Raw genomic sequence first — 20,389 nt, 5'->3', positions numbered from 1 at the left:
CGGATAATCCAAGATCTTGCGAGCCAAGCGGTGGAACGAATGACATCGACCCGAGCTGCCTCTGTCTCATGGAACGTTGCGTGGAGGTGGTCGCAACTGCCTCTTGAAATCCGACGTTCGATATCGTCAGGCAACACTCTGCGCATCCGTTGCCAAGCGGTAAAGAGGGGATATGCGCTATTTGCTGGAATTTTGATCCCGCTGCACCGGGTCGATCAAGCGGTGAGCTATTTCCGCAAAAACTGAGCGGTCTTTAGGCATATGCCTGTCGCGTTCCGATGCGGGCGCATGGCCGTTCACCGTCCGACGATCCCGTCCGATCCCGACGCAGGGCGGCAGGTCCTGCGCAGCCGGACTGCGCGTGCCGGTACCGGCTAGAGTGCCAACCGGCTGAACTCCTCGGCGGTCGCGAAGGCCTTCTGCGTGCCGGGCCGGGTGACCGAGTCTGCGGCATAGCGCGTCGCCTGGCGCAGCGCCGCGTGCAGGTCGTTGTCCTGCACGTAGTGCGCGGCGAACGCGCCGATGAAGGCGTCGCCGGCGCCGCTGGTGTCGCGCGCCACCACCTTCACCGGCGGGATCAGGCTGACCTCGTCGGCGGTCACCAGCAGCGCGCCGTCTGCGCCGAGCGTCACCACGATCGTGCCGATGCCGCGATCGAGCAGCACCCGGGCAGCGGCCTCGGCTTCACGGGCGCTGGAGGTCGGCAGGCCGGTCAGGATCGACAGCTCGGTCTGGTTCGGCATGAAGAAATCGACGTGGGCGATGCGCTCCAGCGACAGCGCCTGGGTTGCGGGCGCCGGGTTGAGCAGCACGCGCTTGCCGGCGGCGTGCGCCCAGTCGATCGCGTGATAGACGGTCTCCAGCGGGATCTCGAGCTGCAGCACGATCAGCCCGCAATCCAGCAAGTCGGCGGCTGCCTCGTCGACGCCGTCCGGCAGCAGATGATCGTTGGCGCCCTTGATGATCAGGATGCTGTTGTCGCCATTCGCGTCGACAAAAATTGGTGCCACGCCACTCGAGGCGCCCGGCACCACGTGGACGTGGCGGGTGTCGATGCCGAGGCGTTGCATGTTGGCGATCGTGTCGGCGCCGAAGACATCGTCGCCGACACGGCTGACCATCAGCACGTCGGCGCCGAGCTTGGCCGCGGCGGCCGCCTGGTTGGCGCCCTTGCCGCCGTTGCCGATCGAGAACGCCGGCGCCTCGAGCGTCTCGCCGATGCGCGGCATGCGGTCGATGGTCGTGACCAGGTCGACCATGTTGCTGCCGATGACGCCGATGCGTGCGCTCATGGCCGATGCTCCGACGGGGGTTGCAGGGCGGCGATCGCCGTGGCGGCGGCGTCGCTTTCGGGGATGTCGAGGTGGCCGAGGCCGACGCTGAAGCTCGTGCGGCCACGCGGCGGCAGCAGGCGCACGTGGCCGCGTGCGCGCTCCGCGATGTAGCCCTCGGGCAGGCACGTGGAGGGCAGCGCGAACGCGCCGACGCTCTGGTCCGGGCCGTTCAGGATCCAGCGTACGCAGAACGGGAACTCGGACGGCGCGTACTCCAGCACGAACGCATCGCCTTCCGGCCGGCGCAGCATCAGGGCGGTGCGGCCGGTGGCGTCGGTGCCGAGGCCGCTGACGTAGAACACCTGCTCGGGGTCGTACGACGCGGGCTCCTCGAGCCGCTGCATCCGCTCCGGGGTGACGGCCAACGTATCGATGAGCGCGCGGTACTCATCGGTCGGCACGACATGCGCCGGGATGCTGGTGCGGACCGCGACCTGCGCCGGGGTGAATGGTGCCGCCTGCAGGATCGTGCCGCCGGCCACGAACGCGAAGTTCACGTGGGCCATGTACATCAGCTCCATCGGCCGCCCGGAGCGGTTCTCGACGTCGAGCGTGATGTCGAAGCGGCCGCTCGCCTCGGTCAGCGTGACCGCCGGACGCGCGAGGTAGTGCGGACCGAAGCCGACCACGTGATCGCGCTCGCTGACAACGCGCAACGCCAGCATGCCGTCGTGGTCGAACAGCTCGAGCCAGGCGCGGCGCATGCGGGCGGTAGGGAACTCGCCGTGCGCCGCATGGGTGTCGGCCGCCGAGGGCACGCCGTTGCGCAGCAGGCCGCTATGGAACGCGAAGCAGCCATAGGTGCCGCCGATGCTGTCCGCCGGCAGCGGCATCTCGAAGCCGCTGCGCATGGTGAGATCCACGCCGTCGAACTCGGCGTGCCAGATCATCTGGCCGAACCACGGCAGCACGATCAGCGATCCGCGGCCGTTGCGGATGCGGAGTGCCGCGATGCCGCTCGGGTAGCGGAACAGGCTGGCCGACAGCGTGCCGGCCTGGATCACCTGGCGCTCGGTGTTGCCGGAAAAGTCCGGGTCCAGCGGCAGGGTGGCGAGCAGGCGCATCGGTCAGCGCTTCCGGGTGCGCAGGGCGTTGAGCGCGATCGACAGCAGCAGGAAGGCGCCCCAGATGAAATCCACCAGGAAGTTGCTGAACCGCATGAGCTGTAATCCCGACGAGAGCAGCATCAGCGCCACCAGGGCCAACGCGATGCCGGCGACCGATCCCCTGCCGCCGGCCGGATTGGTGCCGCCCAGCACTGCGATCAGCACCGCTTCCAGCAGGTAGGAGACGCCGTAATCGGATTTGGCGGCATTGGTGCGGCCCGAGAGGATGATGCCGGCGATGCTGGCGAGCGTGCCGCTGAGCACGTACGAGAAGAAGATGGTGCGCCCGGTATGCAGCCCGGCGAAGGTGGCGGCGCGCAGGCTGGTGCCGATCAGCTTCAGCGAGATGCCGAAGCTGGTGCGGGTGAGCATCAGCGCCACCAGGATCGCCAGGCCCAGGAACACCAGCAGCGGGATCGCCACGCCGTGCAGGCTGCCGTTGCCGATCGCGCCCCATAGCGTCGGGAAGCCGACCACCGCCGGGCCGCCGGTCAGCACCAGGGCGATGCCGGTGAAGATCTGCCCGGAGCCGATCGTCGCCAGGATCGGGGTGATGCGCGCGCGTGCCACCAGCAGGCCGTTGATCGCGCCCCCTACCATTCCGGTGGCGATCGCGATCAGCACGCCGAACGCCACCGGGCCGGCGGCCATGTGCATCAGCCCGGGGCCGCGCGCGCCGCCATGGGCGTGGAAGTACAGCCCCGCCAGGATGCCGGCCAGGTTGGCGATGCCGATCACCGACAGGTCGATGCCGCCGGTCAGCATCGACAGCATCATCGCGATCGACAGCAGGCCGAGTTCCGGCGCCACGTAGGTGATGGACTCGAACACGTACGGCCGCAGGAACTTCGCCGGGTCGAGGATCGACATGGCGGCGAAGATCAGCACCGTCAGCGCCGCCATCTGCAGCAGCGCCGGGTCGATGCGCCGGAGCAATCCGGGCGTGCGGGTGCCGCTCATCGCGCGCGCCTCCGGTCACGCCATGAGGTCAGTCCGGCGGCGACGATCACGATGCTGCCGGTGACGATGCGCTGCCAGGTGGTGTCGATATGCATGATGATCAGGCTGTTGGTCAGCATCACCAGCGTGAACACCCCGAGCATGGTGCCGAGCACGCTGCCGCGGCCGCCGAAGATGCTGACGCCGCCCAGCACCACCGCGGCAATCACGTCGAGCTCCATGCCGACCATGTCGTGCGGATTGGCGATCCAGATCATCGAGCCGTGCAGCAGGCCGGTGAACCCGGCGAGCGCCCCCGCCAGCCCGTAGATGAAGAACACCGTGCCGCGCACGCTGAACCCGGCGCGCCGTGCCGCCTCCTCGCCGCCGCCGAGTGCGTAGATGCTGCGGCCGATCAGGGTGTAGCGCAGCATCAGGTGCACGCCGATCGCCAGCGCCAGATACACCAGCACCATCGCCGAGAGCCCAACATGCTCGCCATTGTTCAGGGTGACCTGCAACAGCTCGGTGCGGCCGAAAGCGATCAGGGCGGGCGGCATGTGGTCGATGTTGATCTGGCTGGCGCCGACCGCGCCGAGCAGCAGGCCACGCACCGCTGTGCCGGTGCCGAGCGTCACGATCAGCGGGATCATCCGGAGGCCGTGCACGAACACCGCGTTGACCAGCCCGAGCAGCAGTCCGATGCCGGTCGCCATCACGAACGGCAGCACCACGCCGTCGTACGGCCAGGCGATCATCGCCTTGATGGTCAGGTACATCGCGGCGATGGCGAAGGCCGGAAACGACACGTCGATGCCGCCGGACAGCATCACCAGCATCACGCCGAGCGCGAGGATGCCGATGATGACGTTGGCGCGCAGCAGGCTGAACAGGTTGCCGGCGTTCCAGAACGCCGGGTTGATGCTGCCGATCACCAGCATCGACACCAGCGCCAGCGCGCCCACCGCAAGCTCCGGCCGACGCAGCAGCGCGGCACCGAGTGTTGCAGCCCAGTTCCGGGTGGGGGCCCCGGCAGGTTCGAGGGTGGCGGTGGTCATGCCCCGGCCTTCGTCATGCGAGCACCTTCAGGTGGTCGGAGAGGGTGCGTTCGGCGTCGCGCAGGCCTTCCGTGCCCTGGTCGTGGAGCACGCCGGGCAGCTCCTCGGCGAGCCGGCCGCGATGCATCACCAGGACGCGGTTGCAGTTGCCGACCAGCTCGGGGAGGTCGTCGGAGATCATCAGCACGGCGAGGCCACGCTCGCGGGCGAGGGCGCGGATCGCGCGGTGGATGCCGGCCTTGGACCCGACATCGACGCCGACGGTCGGGCCGTTCAGGATCAGCAGCCGCGGCTCCTGCAACAGCCAGCGGCCGATCACCACGCGTTGCTGGTTGCCGCCGGAGAGCTGCGTCACCGGCCGGTCACCGGTGGGGGTGGCAATGGCCATCTCGCGAATTGTGGTGGCGGCCGCGTTCGCCATCTGCCCGGGCCGCATCACGCCGAACCGGCTGAGCACGTCGAGCGAGGCCGCGACGATGTTGCGGTCGATCGTCTCCGGCAGGAACAGCCCCTCGGTCAGCCGGTCCTCCGGAACGTAGGCGATGCGCTGCTCGATCGCCTTGTGCACGCTGGTGAGGCGCACCGCCTTGCCGTCCATACGGACCGTGCCGGTATGGCGCGGACGCAACCCGAACAGCGCCAGCGCCAGCTCGGTCCGACCGGAGCCGAGCAGCCCTGCGATGCCGACAATCTCGCCCGGCTGCACGGTGAGCGACACGTCCTCGAGTTCGCCAGGAACCGAGAGCCCCTGCACCTCCAGCACCGGTGCTGCGAAGCCGGTGGCCGTCCACACATACGGGTCCTCGGCGATATCGAGGCCGGTCATCGCGCGGGTGATCGCCGCCTCGTCGAACTTGCCGATCGGACCGCCGGCCACCACGCGGCCGGAGCGCAGGACCGTCAGCTGCTCGCTGATATCGAGCATCTCGCGCATCTTGTGGCTGACGAACAGCACCGCGATGCCGCGCGATTGGATGTCGCGCACCACCCCGAACAGGGTGGCCACCTCGCGTCCGGTGAGTGCCGTGGTCGGCTCGTCCATGATCAGCAGCCGCGGGTCGGCCATCAGCGCGCGGGCGATTGCCACCAACTGGCGGCCGGAGGTCGGCAGGCTGTCGACGGTGGCGTCGAGGTCCAGATGCACGCCGAGCCGCTGCACCGCGGCCTCGGCATGGGCGCGCATCCGCCGCCAGTTCACGATGCGCTTCCGTTCGCGCAGTTCGGCGCCGATGGAGAGGTTCTCGGCAACCGTCAGGTTCCCGAACAGCGAGAAATCCTGGTAGATCACCTGCACGCCGAGCGCGATCGCCAGCCGCGGCGTCATCTGCTCCACGGGCTTCCCGTCGATCAGGATTTCTCCCGCATCGACGGTATTTACCCCCGACACCACCTTGATCAGCGTCGACTTGCCGGAGCCGTTCTCGCCGGCGAGGCAATGGATCTCGCCGGCGGAAATGCTGAGCGACACACCGTCCAGCGCCTTTACGCCAGAGAAGTTCTTGGCGATGTCGCGCAGTTCGAGAAGCGGTGTGGTCATGCGCGGAGCAATATTTAGAAGTTGTACTGGCTCATGTTGTCCTTGGTGACGCCGACCCAGCCCTTGCCGTCCAGCACGTTCGTACGCTTCGGATCGGCAACGGCCAAACTCTCATAGCCCTTCAACCCAAGGTTCAGGCCCGACGCGATCGGCTTCTTGGTCAGCGCCATCACCGCCAGGATGTTCATGGCGTAGCCGGCGATCGCCGGGTCCCAGAACTGGATGTAGTCGATGTCGCCATCCTTGAGGTACTGGCCTGCAACGGAAACCAGGCCGGTGCCGGAGAAGAACAGCTTTCCTTTCAGCCCACGCTCGGCGATCAGCCGTCCGGCACCGGCCGAGGTCGGCATCGGCGCACCGAGGATGCCGCGCAGGTCCGGATAGGTGGTCAGGACTTCCTTCAGCTTGTTGTAGTCGGTGGTGGCGTCGTCGTTGGTTTCGATGCGCTGGGCGACCTGGTGCATCTTCGGGAAGTTCGCCTTCTGGTAGGCGACGCCGCCATCGATCCACTCGTTCTGCGAGGTCGAGGTCAGGCTGCCGACGGTGGCGATGTAGCCGCCCTCGCCCCCCATTTGCATGCCGAGATCCTGCATCAGCTTGGCGCCGTACGCGTGGTTGTCGAACGCCTCGATGTCGTAGTCCGTCGCGGCAAGGTTCGAGGCCTCGTGCGAGATCACCACGATGCCACGGTCGCGCGCCTTCTGTAGCACCGGCTCGACGGCCTCGACCGAGAACGGAACGATGCAGATCGCGTCCACACCTTGCGCGATCAGCGTCTCGACGATCTGCACCTGGGCGGCGGCATCCGCCTGGCTCGGCCCGACCATCCAGGTGTCGTGCCCGGTATCGGCGCCGAACTGCTTCACGCCCACCCGCATGCGGTCGAACCAGGCGATGCCGTCGACCTTCACCACCGTGCCGATCGAGTATTTCTTGGTGGCCTTGGCGGTGATGTCCTTGGACACCCCGGCGGTATCGACCGCCTGGTCCGCGGCGAAGGCCGGCAACCCGGACCCGGCGAGAAGGGCGCTCGAACCTGCAAGGAGGGAGAAGTGGCGACGCGTGATGTGGATCATGGTGGTTCCCCTGAAGGCTGCCGGCTTGTCGCTGCCGTGCTTGCCCGTGACGTTTGGTCTAATGTGAAACGCTCAATAGCTGCCGGCAACCGGTGCTGTCTGGGTCACCAGGGCGATGCCGGAGCTGGTGCCGATGCGGTTCGCGCCGGCGGCGATCATCGCGTGCGCCGCCTCGATCGTGCGAACTCCACCGGACGCCTTCACGCCGAGATCCGGCCCGACCACGCCGCGCATCAGGGCGACATCCTCGGTGGTGGCGCCACCGGTCGAGAAGCCGGTCGATGTCTTGACGAAATCCGCACCCGCCTCGACCGAAAGCCGGCACGCGTCGCGCTTCTCCTGGTCGTTCAGCAGGCAGGTCTCGATGATCACCTTCAGCACCGCACCGCCGCAGGCCTCGCGCACCGCGGCGATATCGTCGCGTACGTCGTCGAGCCGGCCCTCCTTCAGCGCGCCGATCTGGATCACCATGTCGATTTCCTGGGCCCCGGCCTCGATCGCCGCCCTGGTTTCCGCCGCCTTGACTGCGGCCGGCATGGCGCCGAGCGGGAAGCCCACCACCGAACAGACCCGCACGTCGCTGCCACGTAGCTGGTCGGCCACGAACGGCACATGCACCGAGTTGACGCACACCGAGCGGAAGCCGTGCTGCCTGGCCTCGTCGCAAAAGGTGCGGACCTGCGCGCGGGTGGCGTCGGGCTTCAGGATCGTGTGGTCGATCATCAGCGCCAGTGCGGCGCCTGATACTGCATCCGACATGACCGCGGTCCTTGTTAAATTGTTCACATTTGGTATTATAGTCACATGAAGCTGATCGACGTCAACCCGCCCGTTCAGTCGGGGGATCCCCGAAGCGATGCCGTCGATCGTCGTGCCATGCGGCTGCAGCGGTTGCGCGTGCTGGCCGGCCGCGACGGCTCGCTCCGGCTGGTCGATGCTGCGCGCGCACTCGGTGTGTCGACGATGACCCTCCGGCGCGACCTGGCGGATGGCGGCGCAGGGCTGGATCTGCTGGGCGGCCATGTCGTCGATCGCCGGCCGGGGAATGCTGCCGGCTATCGGCTGGATCTCGAGCAGGGCAGCCATCTGGGAGCCAAGGTTGAGGCAGGTCGGCGGGCGGCCGCGCTGGTCGAGCCGGGGGATACGATCTTCGTAGATTGCGGAACAACGATGCCGCATCTGATGGCGGCGTTGCCGATCGACCTCGACGTCACCATCGTCTGTTACGCGCTCAACGTCGCCAATGCCGCAAGCCGCATGCAGCGCGCGCAGCTGTTCATGCTCGGAGGGCTCTTCCATTCCGCTTCAGCAACTTTTTTGGCAGAGGAGGCGTTACGCAGCCTGGAGCGCCTCGGCATCAACAAGGCGTTCCTGTCGGCGGGCGGCTTGCACCCGACGCTCGGGGTGAGCTGTTCGAACTTCAACGAGGTGCCGGTGAAGCAGGCGGTCCTGGAACGGGCAATGCGCTCCTTCCTGGTGATCGATGCCAGCAAGCTGGACCGGGTGATGCCGGCCTGGTTCGCATCTGCCAACGCTTTCGAGCAGATCATCACAGATCGCGGCTGAAGGTGATTGACACAATGTCGCCGAGCGATTATCGCCATGCCTCATAAGAGCGAGAAACGCTCATATGTGAGGAAAGATCATGGTTGGGACGTTCCGGATTAGTATCGGTGCCGTGGCCCTTGGCGCTTTGGCGCTGGGCTCGGGGATGACTGCCGGCGGGAGTGCTTCCGCGGCCGGCCTGCTGATTGGCTTCAGCCAGGCAACGCTGCAGTCGCCCTTCTATGTACAGCTCAAGACCGGTGCGGAAGCTGCGGCCAAGGCGTCTGGCGACACGCTCGTGGTGCTCGATGCGAATGGCGACGTGAACAAGCAGAACAACGACATCCAGGACCTCATCACCCGCGGCGTGAAGGTGCTGATCATCAACCCGGTCAACCCCGATGCCGTGGCACCGGCGCTGTCCGCGGCGAGCGACGCCCATATCCCGGTCATGACCGTCGACCGCGCGATCCACGGCGATGTCGTCACCTATGTCGGCCGCGACAACGAGAAGATGGGCCAGATCGTGGGCGAGGTGGTGGCCGAGCGGCTGAAGCAGGCCGGATCCGGAGCCAAGATCATCGAGATCCAGGGCGATGCCGGCGGCACGGTGATGGCAGCCCGGCGCGATGGTTTCAACAAGGTCGTGCAGGCTGCCGGCGATAAAGTGGTTATGGGCCCGTACGCTGAATACGTGCGTTCGAATGCCGTCACGGCGATGCAGGATCTCTTGCAATCGAATCCGGACGTGAAGGCGGTTTATGCGCATAACGACGACATGGCGTTGGGCGCGCTGCAGGTGCTGCGCGAGAACAATCGCAAGGACGTGCTGGTAGCCGGCGTCGATGGGCTGTCCGAGGCGGTGAACGATATCGCCACTGGCAACCAGTATGTCGCAACCGCATCCAATGATCCGATCCGGCTCGGCGCCGTCACCATCGAGACCGCGCAGAAGATCGCAAGCGGCCAGAAGGTGCCGGCCTTCATCGATGCGGGGACAGCGCTGATCGACAAGCAGACGGTCGGACAATTCGACACCAGCGGTCTTTTCGCGAAGCGCAAGTAGGTTTACGAGGCGGCGCACCGAGACGCGGACGATCCTGACAAGATCCTGACAAAATTCAGGTCTTAGCCAAATCTCCAAAGGAGAGCCAACCGATGCGCGCAGCTGTCATGTACACCCCGGGCGATATCCGGGTCGAGGACGTGCCGAAGCCGGTGGCGGGACCGGACGACGTGCTTCTCAGGGTGGCAGCGTGCGGCGTGTGCGGTTCGGATATTCCGCGCATGCTAACCAAGGGCGCGCATCGCATGCCGATCATCTGTGGCCACGAGTTCTCCGGCCATATCGTCGAGATCGGCGACCACGTCGAGGGTTACGCCGATGGTGAGCTGGTGTCGGTGGCGCCGCTGATCCCGTGCCGGCGTTGCGACCAGTGCCTGACCGGCAATTTCTCGCGTTGCCGGGACTACGACTATTTCGGCAGCCGTCGTGATGGCGCCTACGCCGAATACGTTGCCGTGCCGCGCGGCAACCTGTTGAAGACGCCGGCCGGGATCGATCCGCGTGCCGCGGCAATGACCGATCCGGCCTCGATCGCCCTGCACGCGATCTGGAAGAGCCCGATCACCATCGGCAACACCGGCGGCGTGATCGGCTGCGGACCGATCGGGCTGTTCGCGATCCAGTGGATGCGCCTGATGGGTGCGTCGCAGGTGGTCGCGGTCGACGTCTCGGAGCAGAAACTGGAGCAGGCGCGCGAGGCCGGCGCCACCCACACCTTCCTGAGCCACGGCCCGCGTCCCGAAGTGCCGCCCTGCGACCTGGTGATCGAGGCGGCGGGTCACCCCTCGACGGCCAACCTGGCGGTGCAGTTGGCGGGGCCAGGCGGCCACGTGGTGTTCATCGGCATCCCGACCCAGGATGTCGGGCTCGAGGTCGCGACCTTCAATCACATGCTGCGGCAGGAAGTGTCCCTGCATGGATCGTGGAACTCCTTCGGCGCGCCGTTCCCCGGCCCGCAATGGACCACCACGCTCGAGAAACTCGGCACCGGCGAGTTGCGCTGGGAGTTCATGATCACCCATGAGCCCGGCCTCGACGAGTTGCCCAACACGATGAACAAATTCCGTGAGCGGAACGAGTTCATCTCCAAGGTGATGGTGCGGCCCTAGGCGGTCCAGCCGGGGAGCCATCGCATGGGCCTGCTCCTGGGGTTCGATTTCGGCACCGGCGGCGTTCGGGTCGGGCTGTTCGACCTGGACCGCCGCACGATCGTGGCGACCGCCGAGCAGACCTACGAGACGCACCATCCGCAGCCCGGTTGGGCCGAGCAGTCGCCGGCAGCCTGGTGGGATGCGCTCGGCCTCGCCTGCCGGCAGACCATGCAGCTGGCCGGCCACCCGACCATCGATGGCGTGGCCCTCGCCACCACCGCCTCCACCGTGGTCGCCTGCCGGATGGACGGCACGCCGTTGCGGCCGGCGCTGCTCTGGATGGATTGCCGCGCCGGCGCCGAAGCCGCGCGCACCGCCCTGAGCCGGCATCCGGTGATGGAGCAGAGCGGCGGCAGCGACGCGGCCGAGTGGCTTGTCCCCAAGGCGATGTGGCTCGCGGCGCATGAGCCGGACACCTACGCGGCCTCGGACGTCATCTGCGAGTGCCTGGACTGGCTGAATTACCGCCTGACCGGGCGCTGGGTCGGCTCGCGGATGAACGCCACCTGCAAATGGAACTATGACGGGAACGAGGGACGATTCCACCCGGAGCTCTATGACAGCTTCGGGGCCCCCGAACTGACCCGCCGGATGCCGGGCACAGTGCTGCCGGTCGGCACGGCGATCGAGGCGCTTTCGGACGCGGCAGCCGCCCATCTCGGTCTGGGCGGGCAGCGTCCGGTCGTGGCCCAGGGCGGCATCGACGCGCATATCGGCATCCTCGGCGCCGATACGGTCGACCCCGGCAACCTGCTGATGATCGGTGGCACCTCGGTGGTGCATCTGTTCCACCTCCCCGAGGACCGTCCGGTGCCGGGGTTCTGGGGCCCGTATCCACATGCGCTGATCGAGGGGCTGTGGCTGGTCGAGGGCGGGCAGGTATCGGCGGGTTCGGTGCTGTCCTGGCTCAGCGGGCAGATCTTCCAGCTCGACCGGGAAGGCACCCGGCTGCTGATCGAGGAGGCGGGCCGCCTGCCGCCGACGCATACCGGCCTGATGACGCTCGATTACTTCATGGGCAACCGCACCCCTTATCGTGATCCGCATCTGCGCGGCGCGCTGCTGGGGCTGTCGCTCGGGCATGATCGTGCGGCACTGTATCGGTCGGCGGTGGAGGGTGTGGCGCTGGCGTCGGCGAACGTGGTGGCGCAGGCGCGGTCGGTCGACGTGCCGATCGAGCGCATCGTCAGCGCCGGCGGGTATGCCAAGAACGCGCTGTGGCTGCGGGCGACGGTCGACGCGATCGGCTTGCCGGTGCAGCTCGCGGCGGAAGAGAACCTGACCATTGTCGGCACCGCAGCCGCGGCTGCGACCGGGGTGGGGCTGTTCCCCGACTTGCGCACGGCGAGCGCCGGTGTCGCGCGCGGCGGCCGGACGATCGAGCCGGACCTGTCGGTGCACCAGTACTATCTCGATGGGTTGGAGCGTTACCGGGAGGCGACCGCCTGCCTCACGCCGATCCTGCACAAGCTGGCGGCACAGGAAGTGCGCGCTGCCGGACCGCTGCCGGTGCAGCAACGACAGAAGGACACTCCTGATGCGCGAGCTTACTGACGTGTCCCCGACGGCACACGACGAGATCGACCTCCGCACCTTGTCCAGCGCCGGCCGCGAGTCGCTGATGGTGCAGGCGGCGAAGGGGTATTACGACCTCGACCGCACGATGGGCGACATCGCCAAGTCGCTCGGCCTGACCCGCTGGCAGGTCGCCCGCCTTCTCAAGGACGCGCGCGAGCAGGGGGTGGTGCGGATCGAGATCGTGCCGCGGGCGCAGCGCCGTCCGGATCTCGAGAGCCGGCTGCAGCGCGCGCACGGGCTGCGCGAGGCGATCGTCGTGCCGGTGGTGGGCAACGATGACGGGCTGATGGTCGACAGCGTGGCGCAGGCGGCGGGCCAGTTCCTTGCCGCCCTGACGCCGCGGCCGATGCTGGTCGGCGTGTCCTGGGGCCACACCATGGCCGCGGTGGCGCACTGGCTCCCGCGCGGCTGGAACGATGGCGTCGAGGTGGTGCTGCTGAACGGTGCGATGAACATCCGCGCCAGTGCCACGCGCACCAACAACATCGCTGAGCTGTTCGCGGTCGCCGGCAACGGGCGCGCGACCGTGCTGCCGGTGCCGGCCATCGTCGGCCGCGCCGAGACCCGCGCCGTGCTGGAGCAGGATCCGGTGATCGAGAGCGTGCTGGCGCTCGGCCGCGAGGCGCCGGTGGTGTGCTTCGGGCTTGGCGGCATGACCCCGGAATCCGTGCTGGTCGGGTCCGGCTACATCACCGAGGCGGAGATCGCGCGGCTGCGCAAGGCCGGTGCCGTCGGCGACGTGCTGGGCCGGTTCGTCGACCGCAACGGCGCCGTCGTCGACACCGCGCTGGACGCCCGCACCATCGGGCTGGATCCCGCCGAGCTCCCGGGCAAGGCGATCTCGATGGGCATCGCGGTCGGGCGGGCCAAGCATCCGGTGGTGCTGGCGGCCCTGAAGTCGCGGCTGATCAACGTGCTGGTGACCGACGAACAGACGGCGCTGGTCGCGATCGAGGCGGCCCGTGGCGCCTGACATCGTTCTCGCCGTCGACCGCGCTGCCAAGATCTTTCCCGGCAACGTGGTTGCGCTCGAGGAGGCCTCGCTGTCGATCCGGCGCGGCGAGGTGCATTGCCTGCTGGGTGCCAACGGGGCCGGCAAGAGCACGCTGCTCAAGGTGATCGCCGGCGCCCACGGCATGACTCGCGGCACCCTGACGCTCGACGGGGTGGAACGGCATTTCCGCACCCCGCTCGAAGCCGCCCAGGCCGGCATCTCGATGATCTACCAGGAGCTCGACCTGGTGCCGCAGCTGACCGTCGCCCAGAACATGCTGCTGGGCCGGGTGCCGGGACGTTTCGGGCTGATCGACCGGAGCCGCCGGCTGCGCATCGCCCAGGCGGCGCTGGATCGGGTCGGCGCCGGGTTCGGTCCGACCGCGCTGGTCGGATCATTGTCGATCGCCAACCAGCAGCTGACCGCCATCGCCCGCGCCCTGACGCTCGACGCCAAGGTGATCATCATGGACGAGCCCTCGGCGGCGCTGAACGAGACCGAGCTCGAGCGGGTGTTCGAGGTGATCCGCGAGCTTGCGCGGGCCGGCATCGCGATCCTGTATGTGAGCCACCGGATGAACGAGATCCGGGCGATCGGCGATCGCGTCACGGCCTTGCGCAACGGCCGCACGGTCGAGACCTTCGACGTCGCCGGGACGCCCGAGCAGACGCTGGTCGAGGCGGTGCTGGGTCGCAACCAGGCACTGCTGGAACGGAGTGCCCGCAAGCCGGCGCGCGACACCGTGGCGCTCTCGGTGCGTCGGCTGCAGGGTCCGCAGGGGCTCGACGTGCGCGACCTGTCGGTCCGCGAGGGCGAGATCATCGGGCTGTCGGGGCTGAACGGCTCCGGCCGCACCAGCTTCCTGCACGCGCTGTTCGGCGACCTCGCCAGCACCGGCGAGATCGAGCTCGGCGGCCAGGCGTATCGCCCGAGCCGGCCAGGTGAGGCGATCGCCCGCGGCGTGGCGCTGGTGCCGGAGGATCGCAAGACCCAGGGGCTGGTGCTGGACTCCGCGATCTACCGCAACGCCATGCTGCCCTCGCTCCGGCGCCGCCGCTTCATCTCGCACGAGCGGATGCGGCGCGGCGCGAGCCCGGTGCTGGCCGATCTCTCGACGCGCTACGGCACCCTCGACCAGCCGGTGCGGCAGTTGTCCGGCGGCAACCAGCAGAAGGTCGTGTTCTCGAAATGGGTGGTCGAGGGCAGCCGGATGCTGCTGCTCGACGAGCCCTCGCGCGGCCTCGATGTCGGCGCCAAGGCCGAGCTGTATGCGCTGATCCGCAGGCTGGCCGAGGACGGTGCCGCGATCATCGTCGCCAGCAGCGAGCTCGATGAGATCTACGTCAATTGCGACCGCATCTGGGTGTTCCACGAGGGGCGCAACGTGCGCTGCTTCGACCCCACCATCGCGTCGCGCGACGACATCCTGAAGGCGGGCCTGGTCGGCCATCGGACCACGGAGACCTGATCATGAGCACGCTCGCGCATCCCGCCAGTCCGAGACCCGCGACGCCGTCACTGTCCGGACGCCGCATCGTCGAGCTGATGCTGCGCTACAACTTCATCGTCATCTTCTTCGCCGTCGTGGTGATCGCGACGCTGCTGTCGAACGACTTCCTGACGGTGCGCAACATCTCGAACCTGTTCCAGCAGGCGAGCATCGTCGGCATCGTCGCGATCGGCATGACCTTCGTGATCCTGACGGCCAACATCGACCTGTCCGTCGGCAGCGTGGTCGCGTGCGGCGGCATGGTGGTGTCGCTGCTGATGGCGGCCGGCATTCCACCGCTGCTGGCGATCGCGGCGGCGCTGCTGACCGGTGCGGCGATCGGCGCCTTGCTCGGTGCCATTTCGGCCTATGCGGCGGTGCCGAGCTTCATCGTCACCCTGGCCGGGCTGGTGACGGTGCGCGGCGTCACCTACCTGATGTCGAACGGCGTGCCGATCGGCGGCCTGCCGCACGGCTTCGGCATGTTCGGCTCGCTGCAGGTGCCGCTGCTTCCCGGCTTCGCGTTCCCGGTGCTGGCGCTGCTGTTCCTGGCCGTCTGGGGCATCGCCGCCCTGGTGCTGCGTTACACCGTGTTCGGCGAATACGTGTTCGCGACTGGCGGAAACGCAGAAGCGGCGCGCCTTTCGGGGCTCCCGGTGAAGCTGATCGTGACCATCGTGTTCGCGGTGTCGGGGCTGCTCGCCTCGCTCTCCGGCGTGCTGCTGACCGCGCGGCTACGGATCGGCCAGCCGACCGCGGCGCAGGGGATGGAGCTCGACGCCATTGCGGCGGTGGTGCTGGGCGGCACCAGCCTGTTCGGTGGACGCGGCGGCGTGGTGGGCACGCTGTTCGCGGTGATGCTGCTGCAGGTGCTGCGCAACATCTTCAACCTGCTCGGGCTGGGCTCGTTCTACCAGATGACGATCACCGGCCTGATCATCATCGCCGCCATCCTGCTGAACCGCGCGATCGACAGCCGCCAGGGCAGGCGCTGAGACCGGGCAGGCTCGAGGGACGCCGGCGGTGATCGCCTGAATGGCGGTGCGTCAGCCGGGGCAGTCGCGGCCTAAGCAGGGAACGCGCCCGGGCAGGTGGCCGGTTGGAGACGTGAGGCTTATACGTCCTGGTCGGCAGCAATCCTGGTAAGCACCATGATGCAGGTCCCCGGAGAACCTGTGCGTTATTACCGTCGGCTGGCATTCCCCGCGTGTCTCGCGTCGGCGGTTCTAAGCAGTGCGTTCTTTTACATGCAGATAACCTTTCTGCTCTTGCTGCCCGTCCTGGCGCTCTTCTTCATCGTCTGCCTGACCCGCTTTGGCTTGCGGCCGAAATGGATCGCAGGCTGGCCGACCTTCTCGTCGGGGCTTGTCTGATCGGGATCTGGGTCGGCCTCCTCGAGGCGGGGGATCGTTTCGGGGACGGCTTGCGCTGGCTCGTCTGGTCGGAGAGCTACAAGCGGATAGTGAATTCTCGACCTGCATCGTTTGTGGATGCGTTCGACCCGAACCCGCGACACATGCTCTGGCGAGTTTGGGGCGGCCTCGGGACGGATGAGGAGGCAGATCTCGCGTTCGACCGGAGTGGCGCTCTTGCGCGCGTTGCTGCCGAGAGCTGGAACGCAAGGAAAATCGTCTATGATTGCCAGGTTGTGTATGTGCGTCAGCTCGAACCTGACTGGTTCATCGTGAGCCTATATGCAAACCAAGGATGGCCGGGCTGCTGAACCGCTGGCCGCTCAGCTGACCACGGTCGACATGGCCGAAAGCGGAGGCAGCGGCCCCGGGTCTCGCCGCCGGCTTCGAAAAGCTGAAGCGCCGCGCGACCGCAAGACATGCCTCAAGCAGGTCCAGGCTCGGGCGCGCCGTAGATGGGGCGTCAGCGGTCAGGCGCTGGTTGTCACCCCGGGGTGAAGCGCTTGACCAGCGCAGACAGCTTGTGTCGACGCAGCTCGGTGCGGGCCTTGGCGCTGGACGCCATGTAGTTCAGCTGGATGGCGTAGCGGCGCCCGACGAAGGTGCGATGGCCGTGATAGGTGGTCGGGCCGTTCGGGAACACCAGCAGCGTGCCATCGACCGGTGGCACCTCGACGGCGAAATCCTCGAGGTCGTCCGGGCCACGCAGCAGGCGCAAGCAGCCCTCCTGGCGGGTCCACTCGGCACTTGCCTTGTTCAGGTACAGCAGGACCGTGACCAGCTTGGCGGTCGAGTCGGTGTGGATCTGGCCGTCCTTCTCCCGGGTCCGGCCGCGCATGGTCAGCATCGTCAGGCTGCCCTCCAGGTCCAGTCCGAAGCGCGTGGCGATCGCGTCCCGCAGGGCCGGCCCTTCGAGTTCGTGCACCAGGTCGGCAGCCGCGCCCCGCAACCTGAGCGCCGACGGGGGATAGGAGCCACCGCCCGGGATCCCGGGCAACGACTGCAACACCGCCTCGAGCTGCGCCGGTGGAACGAAGTTCGGGATGACGATGTGAGGAAACGGGTCGGTCGCCACCGGACGAGCGAAGCCGGCATAGTCGAGGCCAAGATCGACATGCTGGCGTGGCGAGCGTGGCGGGAGGGTGTCTGGCATCGTCAGCGGATCCGCACTGGAGTGGCGGCTAGTTAGGTCCGCAGCTTCCGAGGGTGCAAGCTCGGGAAGGATGCAGGTTAGCCGCGCAGCGGATGGCTGGGATGCAGGATCGTGTTGGTCGACAGGAACTGCGCGCAGCCGATCTGGCCATCGCAGCAAGGCAAGGGTGCGTCGTCGCTGGTATTCCGCCGGGTCGCCCCCGACGCGTCGGCGCCTGGCACGTATGCGACATGTGACAGCAGCTGGCCGTGACCTTCGCACGTGAAATGCGGCTTCTCGACGGTCATCCGCAGCTCCGACGCCTGGGCACCTGCGGCGGTGAACGCCAGCATCAGCGGCAGGGCCAGCATTGTCTTCTTCATCGCACCGTCTCCGTCATCGGACAGACCATCGCAGAAACAATGGCCAAACCGCTGGAAAGGTTACATCGCTCGCATTTCGTTGAACCTGATACGAAATGAGACAGGCCACGCCCCGCTCTCACGCGAAGGGTTTTTGTGCAACGCGGCATAGATCATTGATCTTGCGAGGAACTCGATGTATCGGCGGCGGATGCCGTCTTTCCAAGTTATGACGCAGACCGGAGCACCGGACCTGGGGGCTGGTCCGGGACCGGACCCGCGAGGCAATGCGGCAGGCACTGGTAGAGCACCTCTCGACCCCAAGGGTGCGTTACAAGGCCCATTATCACTGTATCGTGATCGCGTCGGCCGAGGACTTCTCGAGGAAGACCCGGTGCAGCTCGACGCCGCAGCCCGGCTGGACCGGCTTTGGCAGGAACTGAACCAGCTCCAGGCTCCGGCGACAGCCCGCGCGCGTTCCCTGATCGGCCGGCTGACCGGCCGTGCTCCCCCCAAGGCGCCAAGGGGCGTTTACCTGGTCGGCCAGGTCGGGCGCGGTAAATCGATGCTGATGGACCTGTTTTTCGAGCAGGCGCCGGTCGCGGCAAAGCGACGCATCCACTTCCACCGGTTCATGCAGGAGACGCATGCCAAGGTGCATGCGTACAAGCGCGCCCACCCGGAGGTCGCCGACCCGATCCCGCCGTTGGCCGATGCCGTGGCCGCCGAGGCCATGCTGCTCTGCTTCGACGAGTTCCAGGTCAACGACATCGCCGATGCGATGATCCTCGGGCGGCTGTTCGATGCGCTGTTCCGGCGCGGCGTGGTGATCGTGGCGACCTCGAATACCGCGCCCGAGGCGCTGTTCCAGAACCGGCCAGGTGCCGACGCCTTCAAGCCGTTCATCGCGCGCATCAGGCAGGAACTCGACACCGTGCTGCTCGACAGTCCGCGCGACTACCGGCGCGGCAACCTCCGGGGCCTGCCGACCTGGCATGCGCCGGCGGACCAGCGTGCGGAGCAGGCCCTCGATGCGGCGTTCGAGCGGCTGGCCCGCGGGCAGGCACCGCATTCGGAGGCGCTGGAGGTGATGGGGCGCCAGGTCCCGGTGCCGATGGCCGCGGAAGGTGTCGCTCGATTCGACTTCGAGGCGCTGTGTGCGCGGGCCCTGGGCGCCGGCGACTACCTGGCCCTGGCCCGGCGCTTCCGCAGCGTGATCATCGACGGCATCCCGCGCCTCGGGCCGGAAAATTTCGACGTGGCGCGGCGCTTCATCGTGCTGATCGACGCCTTGTACGAGGCGCGGGTGAAGCTGATCGCCTCCGCCGCCGACCAGCCGGACCGGATCTACGAGCATGGCGAGGGGGCCGTCGCGTTCGAGCGCACCGCCTCCCGGCTCGAGGAGATGCAGACGCAGGCCTACCTGGAATTGCAGCACCTCGAGTAGCGGCGCTTGCGGAGCGGGGCATGAAGGACTAGCAAAACCGGCCTTCCGGCGGGTTCCGGGTTCTCCGGCGGGTCTTCATCCAACCACCCGCATACCTCGGGGACACGCATGGCTCGCAAGAAGATCGCCCTCATCGGCGCAGGCAATATCGGCGGCACGCTCGCCCATCTGATCGGCCTGAAGGAGCTGGGCGACGTCGTGATGTTCGACGTGTTCGGTGGTGTCGCCGCCGGCAAGGCGCTCGACCTGGCGCAGTCCTCACCCGTCGACGATTTCGACTGCGCCTTCAGCGGCGGGTCGGATTACGCCGCGATCGCCGGCTCCGACGTGGTGATCGTCACCGCCGGCTTCCCGCGCCTGCCGGGCATGTCGCGCGACGACCTGCTGTCGAAGAACGCCGAGGTCATCGGCCAGGTCGCCGACGGCATCCGCGCCCATGCCCCGGGCGCCTTCGTGATCGTCATCACCAACCCGCTCGATGTGATGGTCGCGGTGATGCAGGAGAAGTCCGGGCTGCCGGCGAACATGGTGGTCGGCATGGCCGGCGTGCTCGACAGCGCCCGCTTCCGGCTGTTCCTGGCGCAGGAATTCAACGTCTCGGTCGAGGATGTGACCGCGTTCGTGCTGGGCGGCCATGGCGACACCATGGTGCCGCTGACCCGCTACTCGACGGTGGCGGGCGTGCCGGTGACCGACCTGATCAAGATGGGCTGGACCACGCAGGAGCGCATCGACGCGATCGTGACCCGCACGGCCAATGGCGGCGGCGAGATCGTCAAGCTGCTGGAGAAGGGGTCGGCGTTCTATGCCCCGGCCGCGTCCGCGGTGGCGATGGCCGAGAGCTTCCTCAAGGACAAGAAGCGCGTCCTGCCGTGCGCGGTGAAGCTCAACGGCGAATACGGCCAGACCGACTTCTATGTCGGCGTGCCGGTGGTGATCGGGGCCGGTGGCGCCGAGCGGGTGCTCGAGGTCGAGTTCACACCCGAGGAGAAGGCGGCGTTCGAGAAGTCCTGCGACGCGGTAAAGAAGCTGCTCGCTGATTTCCGCGCGATCGGAGCCTGAAACGCCGGAAACCTGAAGGTTCTCCATGGTTTCGCCATCGAGTTGGCACAAACCATGCGTCTAGAGCATCCCTGGGGACAGTGATTGTTAACGTGTCGGTA

The 20,389-nt window shown here is 67.5% G+C and carries 20 protein-coding genes; 11 read left to right on the top strand and 9 right to left on the bottom strand.

Annotated features, from left to right (window positions below; genetic code table 11):
* Nucleotides 1-374: 374 nt before the first annotated feature.
* The 7 genes from rbsK to deoC form a co-directional block, all read right to left on the bottom strand.
* The gene (gene rbsK / locus ACOEQ2_RS07765; RefSeq protein ID WP_419730801.1) at nt 375-1,292 is read right to left on the bottom strand and encodes a ribokinase; all 918 of its coding nucleotides are present in this window, start codon (nt 1,290-1,292) and stop codon (nt 375-377) included.
* Nucleotides 1,289-2,398, bottom strand: a complete 1,110-nt coding sequence (locus tag ACOEQ2_RS07760) for a DUF4432 family protein (protein WP_419730800.1) — start codon at nt 2,396-2,398, stop codon at nt 1,289-1,291. The genes rbsK and ACOEQ2_RS07760 overlap by 4 nt, the downstream gene beginning before the upstream one ends.
* Before the next feature lie 3 nt (nt 2,399-2,401).
* Nucleotides 2,402-3,400, bottom strand: a complete 999-nt coding sequence (locus tag ACOEQ2_RS07755; protein ID WP_419730799.1) for an ABC transporter permease — start codon at nt 3,398-3,400, stop codon at nt 2,402-2,404.
* The gene (locus ACOEQ2_RS07750; protein WP_419730798.1) at nt 3,397-4,437 is read right to left on the bottom strand and encodes an ABC transporter permease; all 1,041 of its coding nucleotides are present in this window, start codon (nt 4,435-4,437) and stop codon (nt 3,397-3,399) included. The genes ACOEQ2_RS07755 and ACOEQ2_RS07750 overlap by 4 nt, the downstream gene beginning before the upstream one ends.
* Nucleotides 4,438-4,450: 13 nt before the next feature.
* On the bottom strand, nt 4,451-5,974 hold the full coding sequence (locus ACOEQ2_RS07745) for a sugar ABC transporter ATP-binding protein (RefSeq protein WP_419730797.1): 1,524 nt from the start codon (nt 5,972-5,974) through the stop codon (nt 4,451-4,453).
* Between the two features lie 14 nt (nt 5,975-5,988).
* On the bottom strand, nt 5,989-7,050 hold the full coding sequence (locus tag ACOEQ2_RS07740) for an autoinducer 2 ABC transporter substrate-binding protein (protein WP_419730796.1): 1,062 nt from the start codon (nt 7,048-7,050) through the stop codon (nt 5,989-5,991).
* 72 nt (nt 7,051-7,122) lie between these two features.
* Nucleotides 7,123-8,136 (bottom strand): deoxyribose-phosphate aldolase, encoded by a 1,014-nt coding sequence (gene deoC, locus ACOEQ2_RS07735; protein WP_419730795.1) that lies wholly within the window; start codon nt 8,134-8,136, stop codon nt 7,123-7,125.
* Here deoC and ACOEQ2_RS07730 point away from each other — a divergent pair.
* The 9 genes from ACOEQ2_RS07730 to ACOEQ2_RS07690 all read left to right on the top strand — a co-directional run bounded on the left by ACOEQ2_RS07730 (nt 8,032) and on the right by ACOEQ2_RS07690 (nt 16,596).
* Nucleotides 8,032-8,616: a hypothetical protein gene (locus tag ACOEQ2_RS07730; protein ID WP_419731163.1), complete on the top strand. Its 585-nt coding sequence runs from the start codon at nt 8,032-8,034 to the stop codon at nt 8,614-8,616. The genes deoC and ACOEQ2_RS07730 overlap by 105 nt on opposite strands.
* A 79-nt stretch (nt 8,617-8,695) precedes the next feature.
* Nucleotides 8,696-9,661, top strand: coding sequence for a substrate-binding domain-containing protein (locus ACOEQ2_RS07725; RefSeq protein ID WP_419730794.1), 966 nt, complete (start codon nt 8,696-8,698; stop codon nt 9,659-9,661).
* Nucleotides 9,662-9,753: 92 nt separating this feature from the next.
* Nucleotides 9,754-10,770: a galactitol-1-phosphate 5-dehydrogenase gene (locus ACOEQ2_RS07720; protein WP_419730793.1), complete on the top strand. Its 1,017-nt coding sequence runs from the start codon at nt 9,754-9,756 to the stop codon at nt 10,768-10,770.
* Nucleotides 10,771-10,794: 24 nt separating this feature from the next.
* On the top strand, nt 10,795-12,366 hold the full coding sequence (locus ACOEQ2_RS07715; protein ID WP_419730792.1) for an FGGY-family carbohydrate kinase: 1,572 nt from the start codon (nt 10,795-10,797) through the stop codon (nt 12,364-12,366).
* Nucleotides 12,350-13,363, top strand: a complete 1,014-nt coding sequence (locus ACOEQ2_RS07710) for a sugar-binding transcriptional regulator (RefSeq protein WP_419730791.1) — start codon at nt 12,350-12,352, stop codon at nt 13,361-13,363. The genes ACOEQ2_RS07715 and ACOEQ2_RS07710 overlap by 17 nt, the downstream gene beginning before the upstream one ends.
* A complete protein-coding gene (locus ACOEQ2_RS07705) occupies nt 13,353-14,852 on the top strand; it encodes a sugar ABC transporter ATP-binding protein (protein ID WP_419730790.1) in 1,500 nt (499 codons plus the stop codon). The genes ACOEQ2_RS07710 and ACOEQ2_RS07705 overlap by 11 nt, the downstream gene beginning before the upstream one ends.
* A 2-nt stretch (nt 14,853-14,854) precedes the next feature.
* Nucleotides 14,855-15,868, top strand: coding sequence for an ABC transporter permease (locus ACOEQ2_RS07700; protein ID WP_419730789.1), 1,014 nt, complete (start codon nt 14,855-14,857; stop codon nt 15,866-15,868).
* Between the two features lie 156 nt (nt 15,869-16,024).
* Nucleotides 16,025-16,246, top strand: a complete 222-nt coding sequence (locus tag ACOEQ2_RS07695; protein WP_419730788.1) for a hypothetical protein — start codon at nt 16,025-16,027, stop codon at nt 16,244-16,246.
* On the top strand, nt 16,204-16,596 hold the full coding sequence (locus ACOEQ2_RS07690; protein ID WP_419730787.1) for a hypothetical protein: 393 nt from the start codon (nt 16,204-16,206) through the stop codon (nt 16,594-16,596). Before ACOEQ2_RS07695 ends, ACOEQ2_RS07690 begins: the two co-directional genes overlap by 43 nt.
* A 173-nt stretch (nt 16,597-16,769) precedes the next feature.
* Here the strand turns inward: ACOEQ2_RS07690 and ACOEQ2_RS07685 are convergent, their stop codons facing one another.
* The gene (locus ACOEQ2_RS07685; RefSeq protein ID WP_419730786.1) at nt 16,770-17,438 is read right to left on the bottom strand and encodes a 2OG-Fe(II) oxygenase; all 669 of its coding nucleotides are present in this window, start codon (nt 17,436-17,438) and stop codon (nt 16,770-16,772) included.
* A gap of 77 nt (nt 17,439-17,515) precedes the next feature.
* Complete coding sequence (locus tag ACOEQ2_RS07680) at nt 17,516-17,800, bottom strand: hypothetical protein (RefSeq protein WP_419730785.1); 285 nt, start codon at nt 17,798-17,800, stop codon at nt 17,516-17,518.
* A 373-nt stretch (nt 17,801-18,173) separates the two neighbouring features.
* Between ACOEQ2_RS07680 and zapE the strand changes: the two genes are divergently transcribed.
* Together zapE and mdh are read left to right on the top strand one after the other, a co-directional pair.
* Nucleotides 18,174-19,226 (top strand): cell division protein ZapE, encoded by a 1,053-nt coding sequence (zapE, locus tag ACOEQ2_RS07675; RefSeq protein WP_419730784.1) that lies wholly within the window; start codon nt 18,174-18,176, stop codon nt 19,224-19,226.
* A 108-nt stretch (nt 19,227-19,334) separates the two neighbouring features.
* Nucleotides 19,335-20,288 (top strand): malate dehydrogenase, encoded by a 954-nt coding sequence (mdh, locus tag ACOEQ2_RS07670; protein WP_419730783.1) that lies wholly within the window; start codon nt 19,335-19,337, stop codon nt 20,286-20,288.
* Nucleotides 20,289-20,389 lie beyond the last annotated feature (101 nt).

Source organism: Lichenicola sp., from assembly GCF_965198575.1.
In the GTDB taxonomy this organism is placed as follows: domain Bacteria; phylum Pseudomonadota; class Alphaproteobacteria; order Acetobacterales; family Acetobacteraceae; genus Lichenicola.
This window is presented reverse-complemented; position numbering and strand designations above follow the sequence as displayed.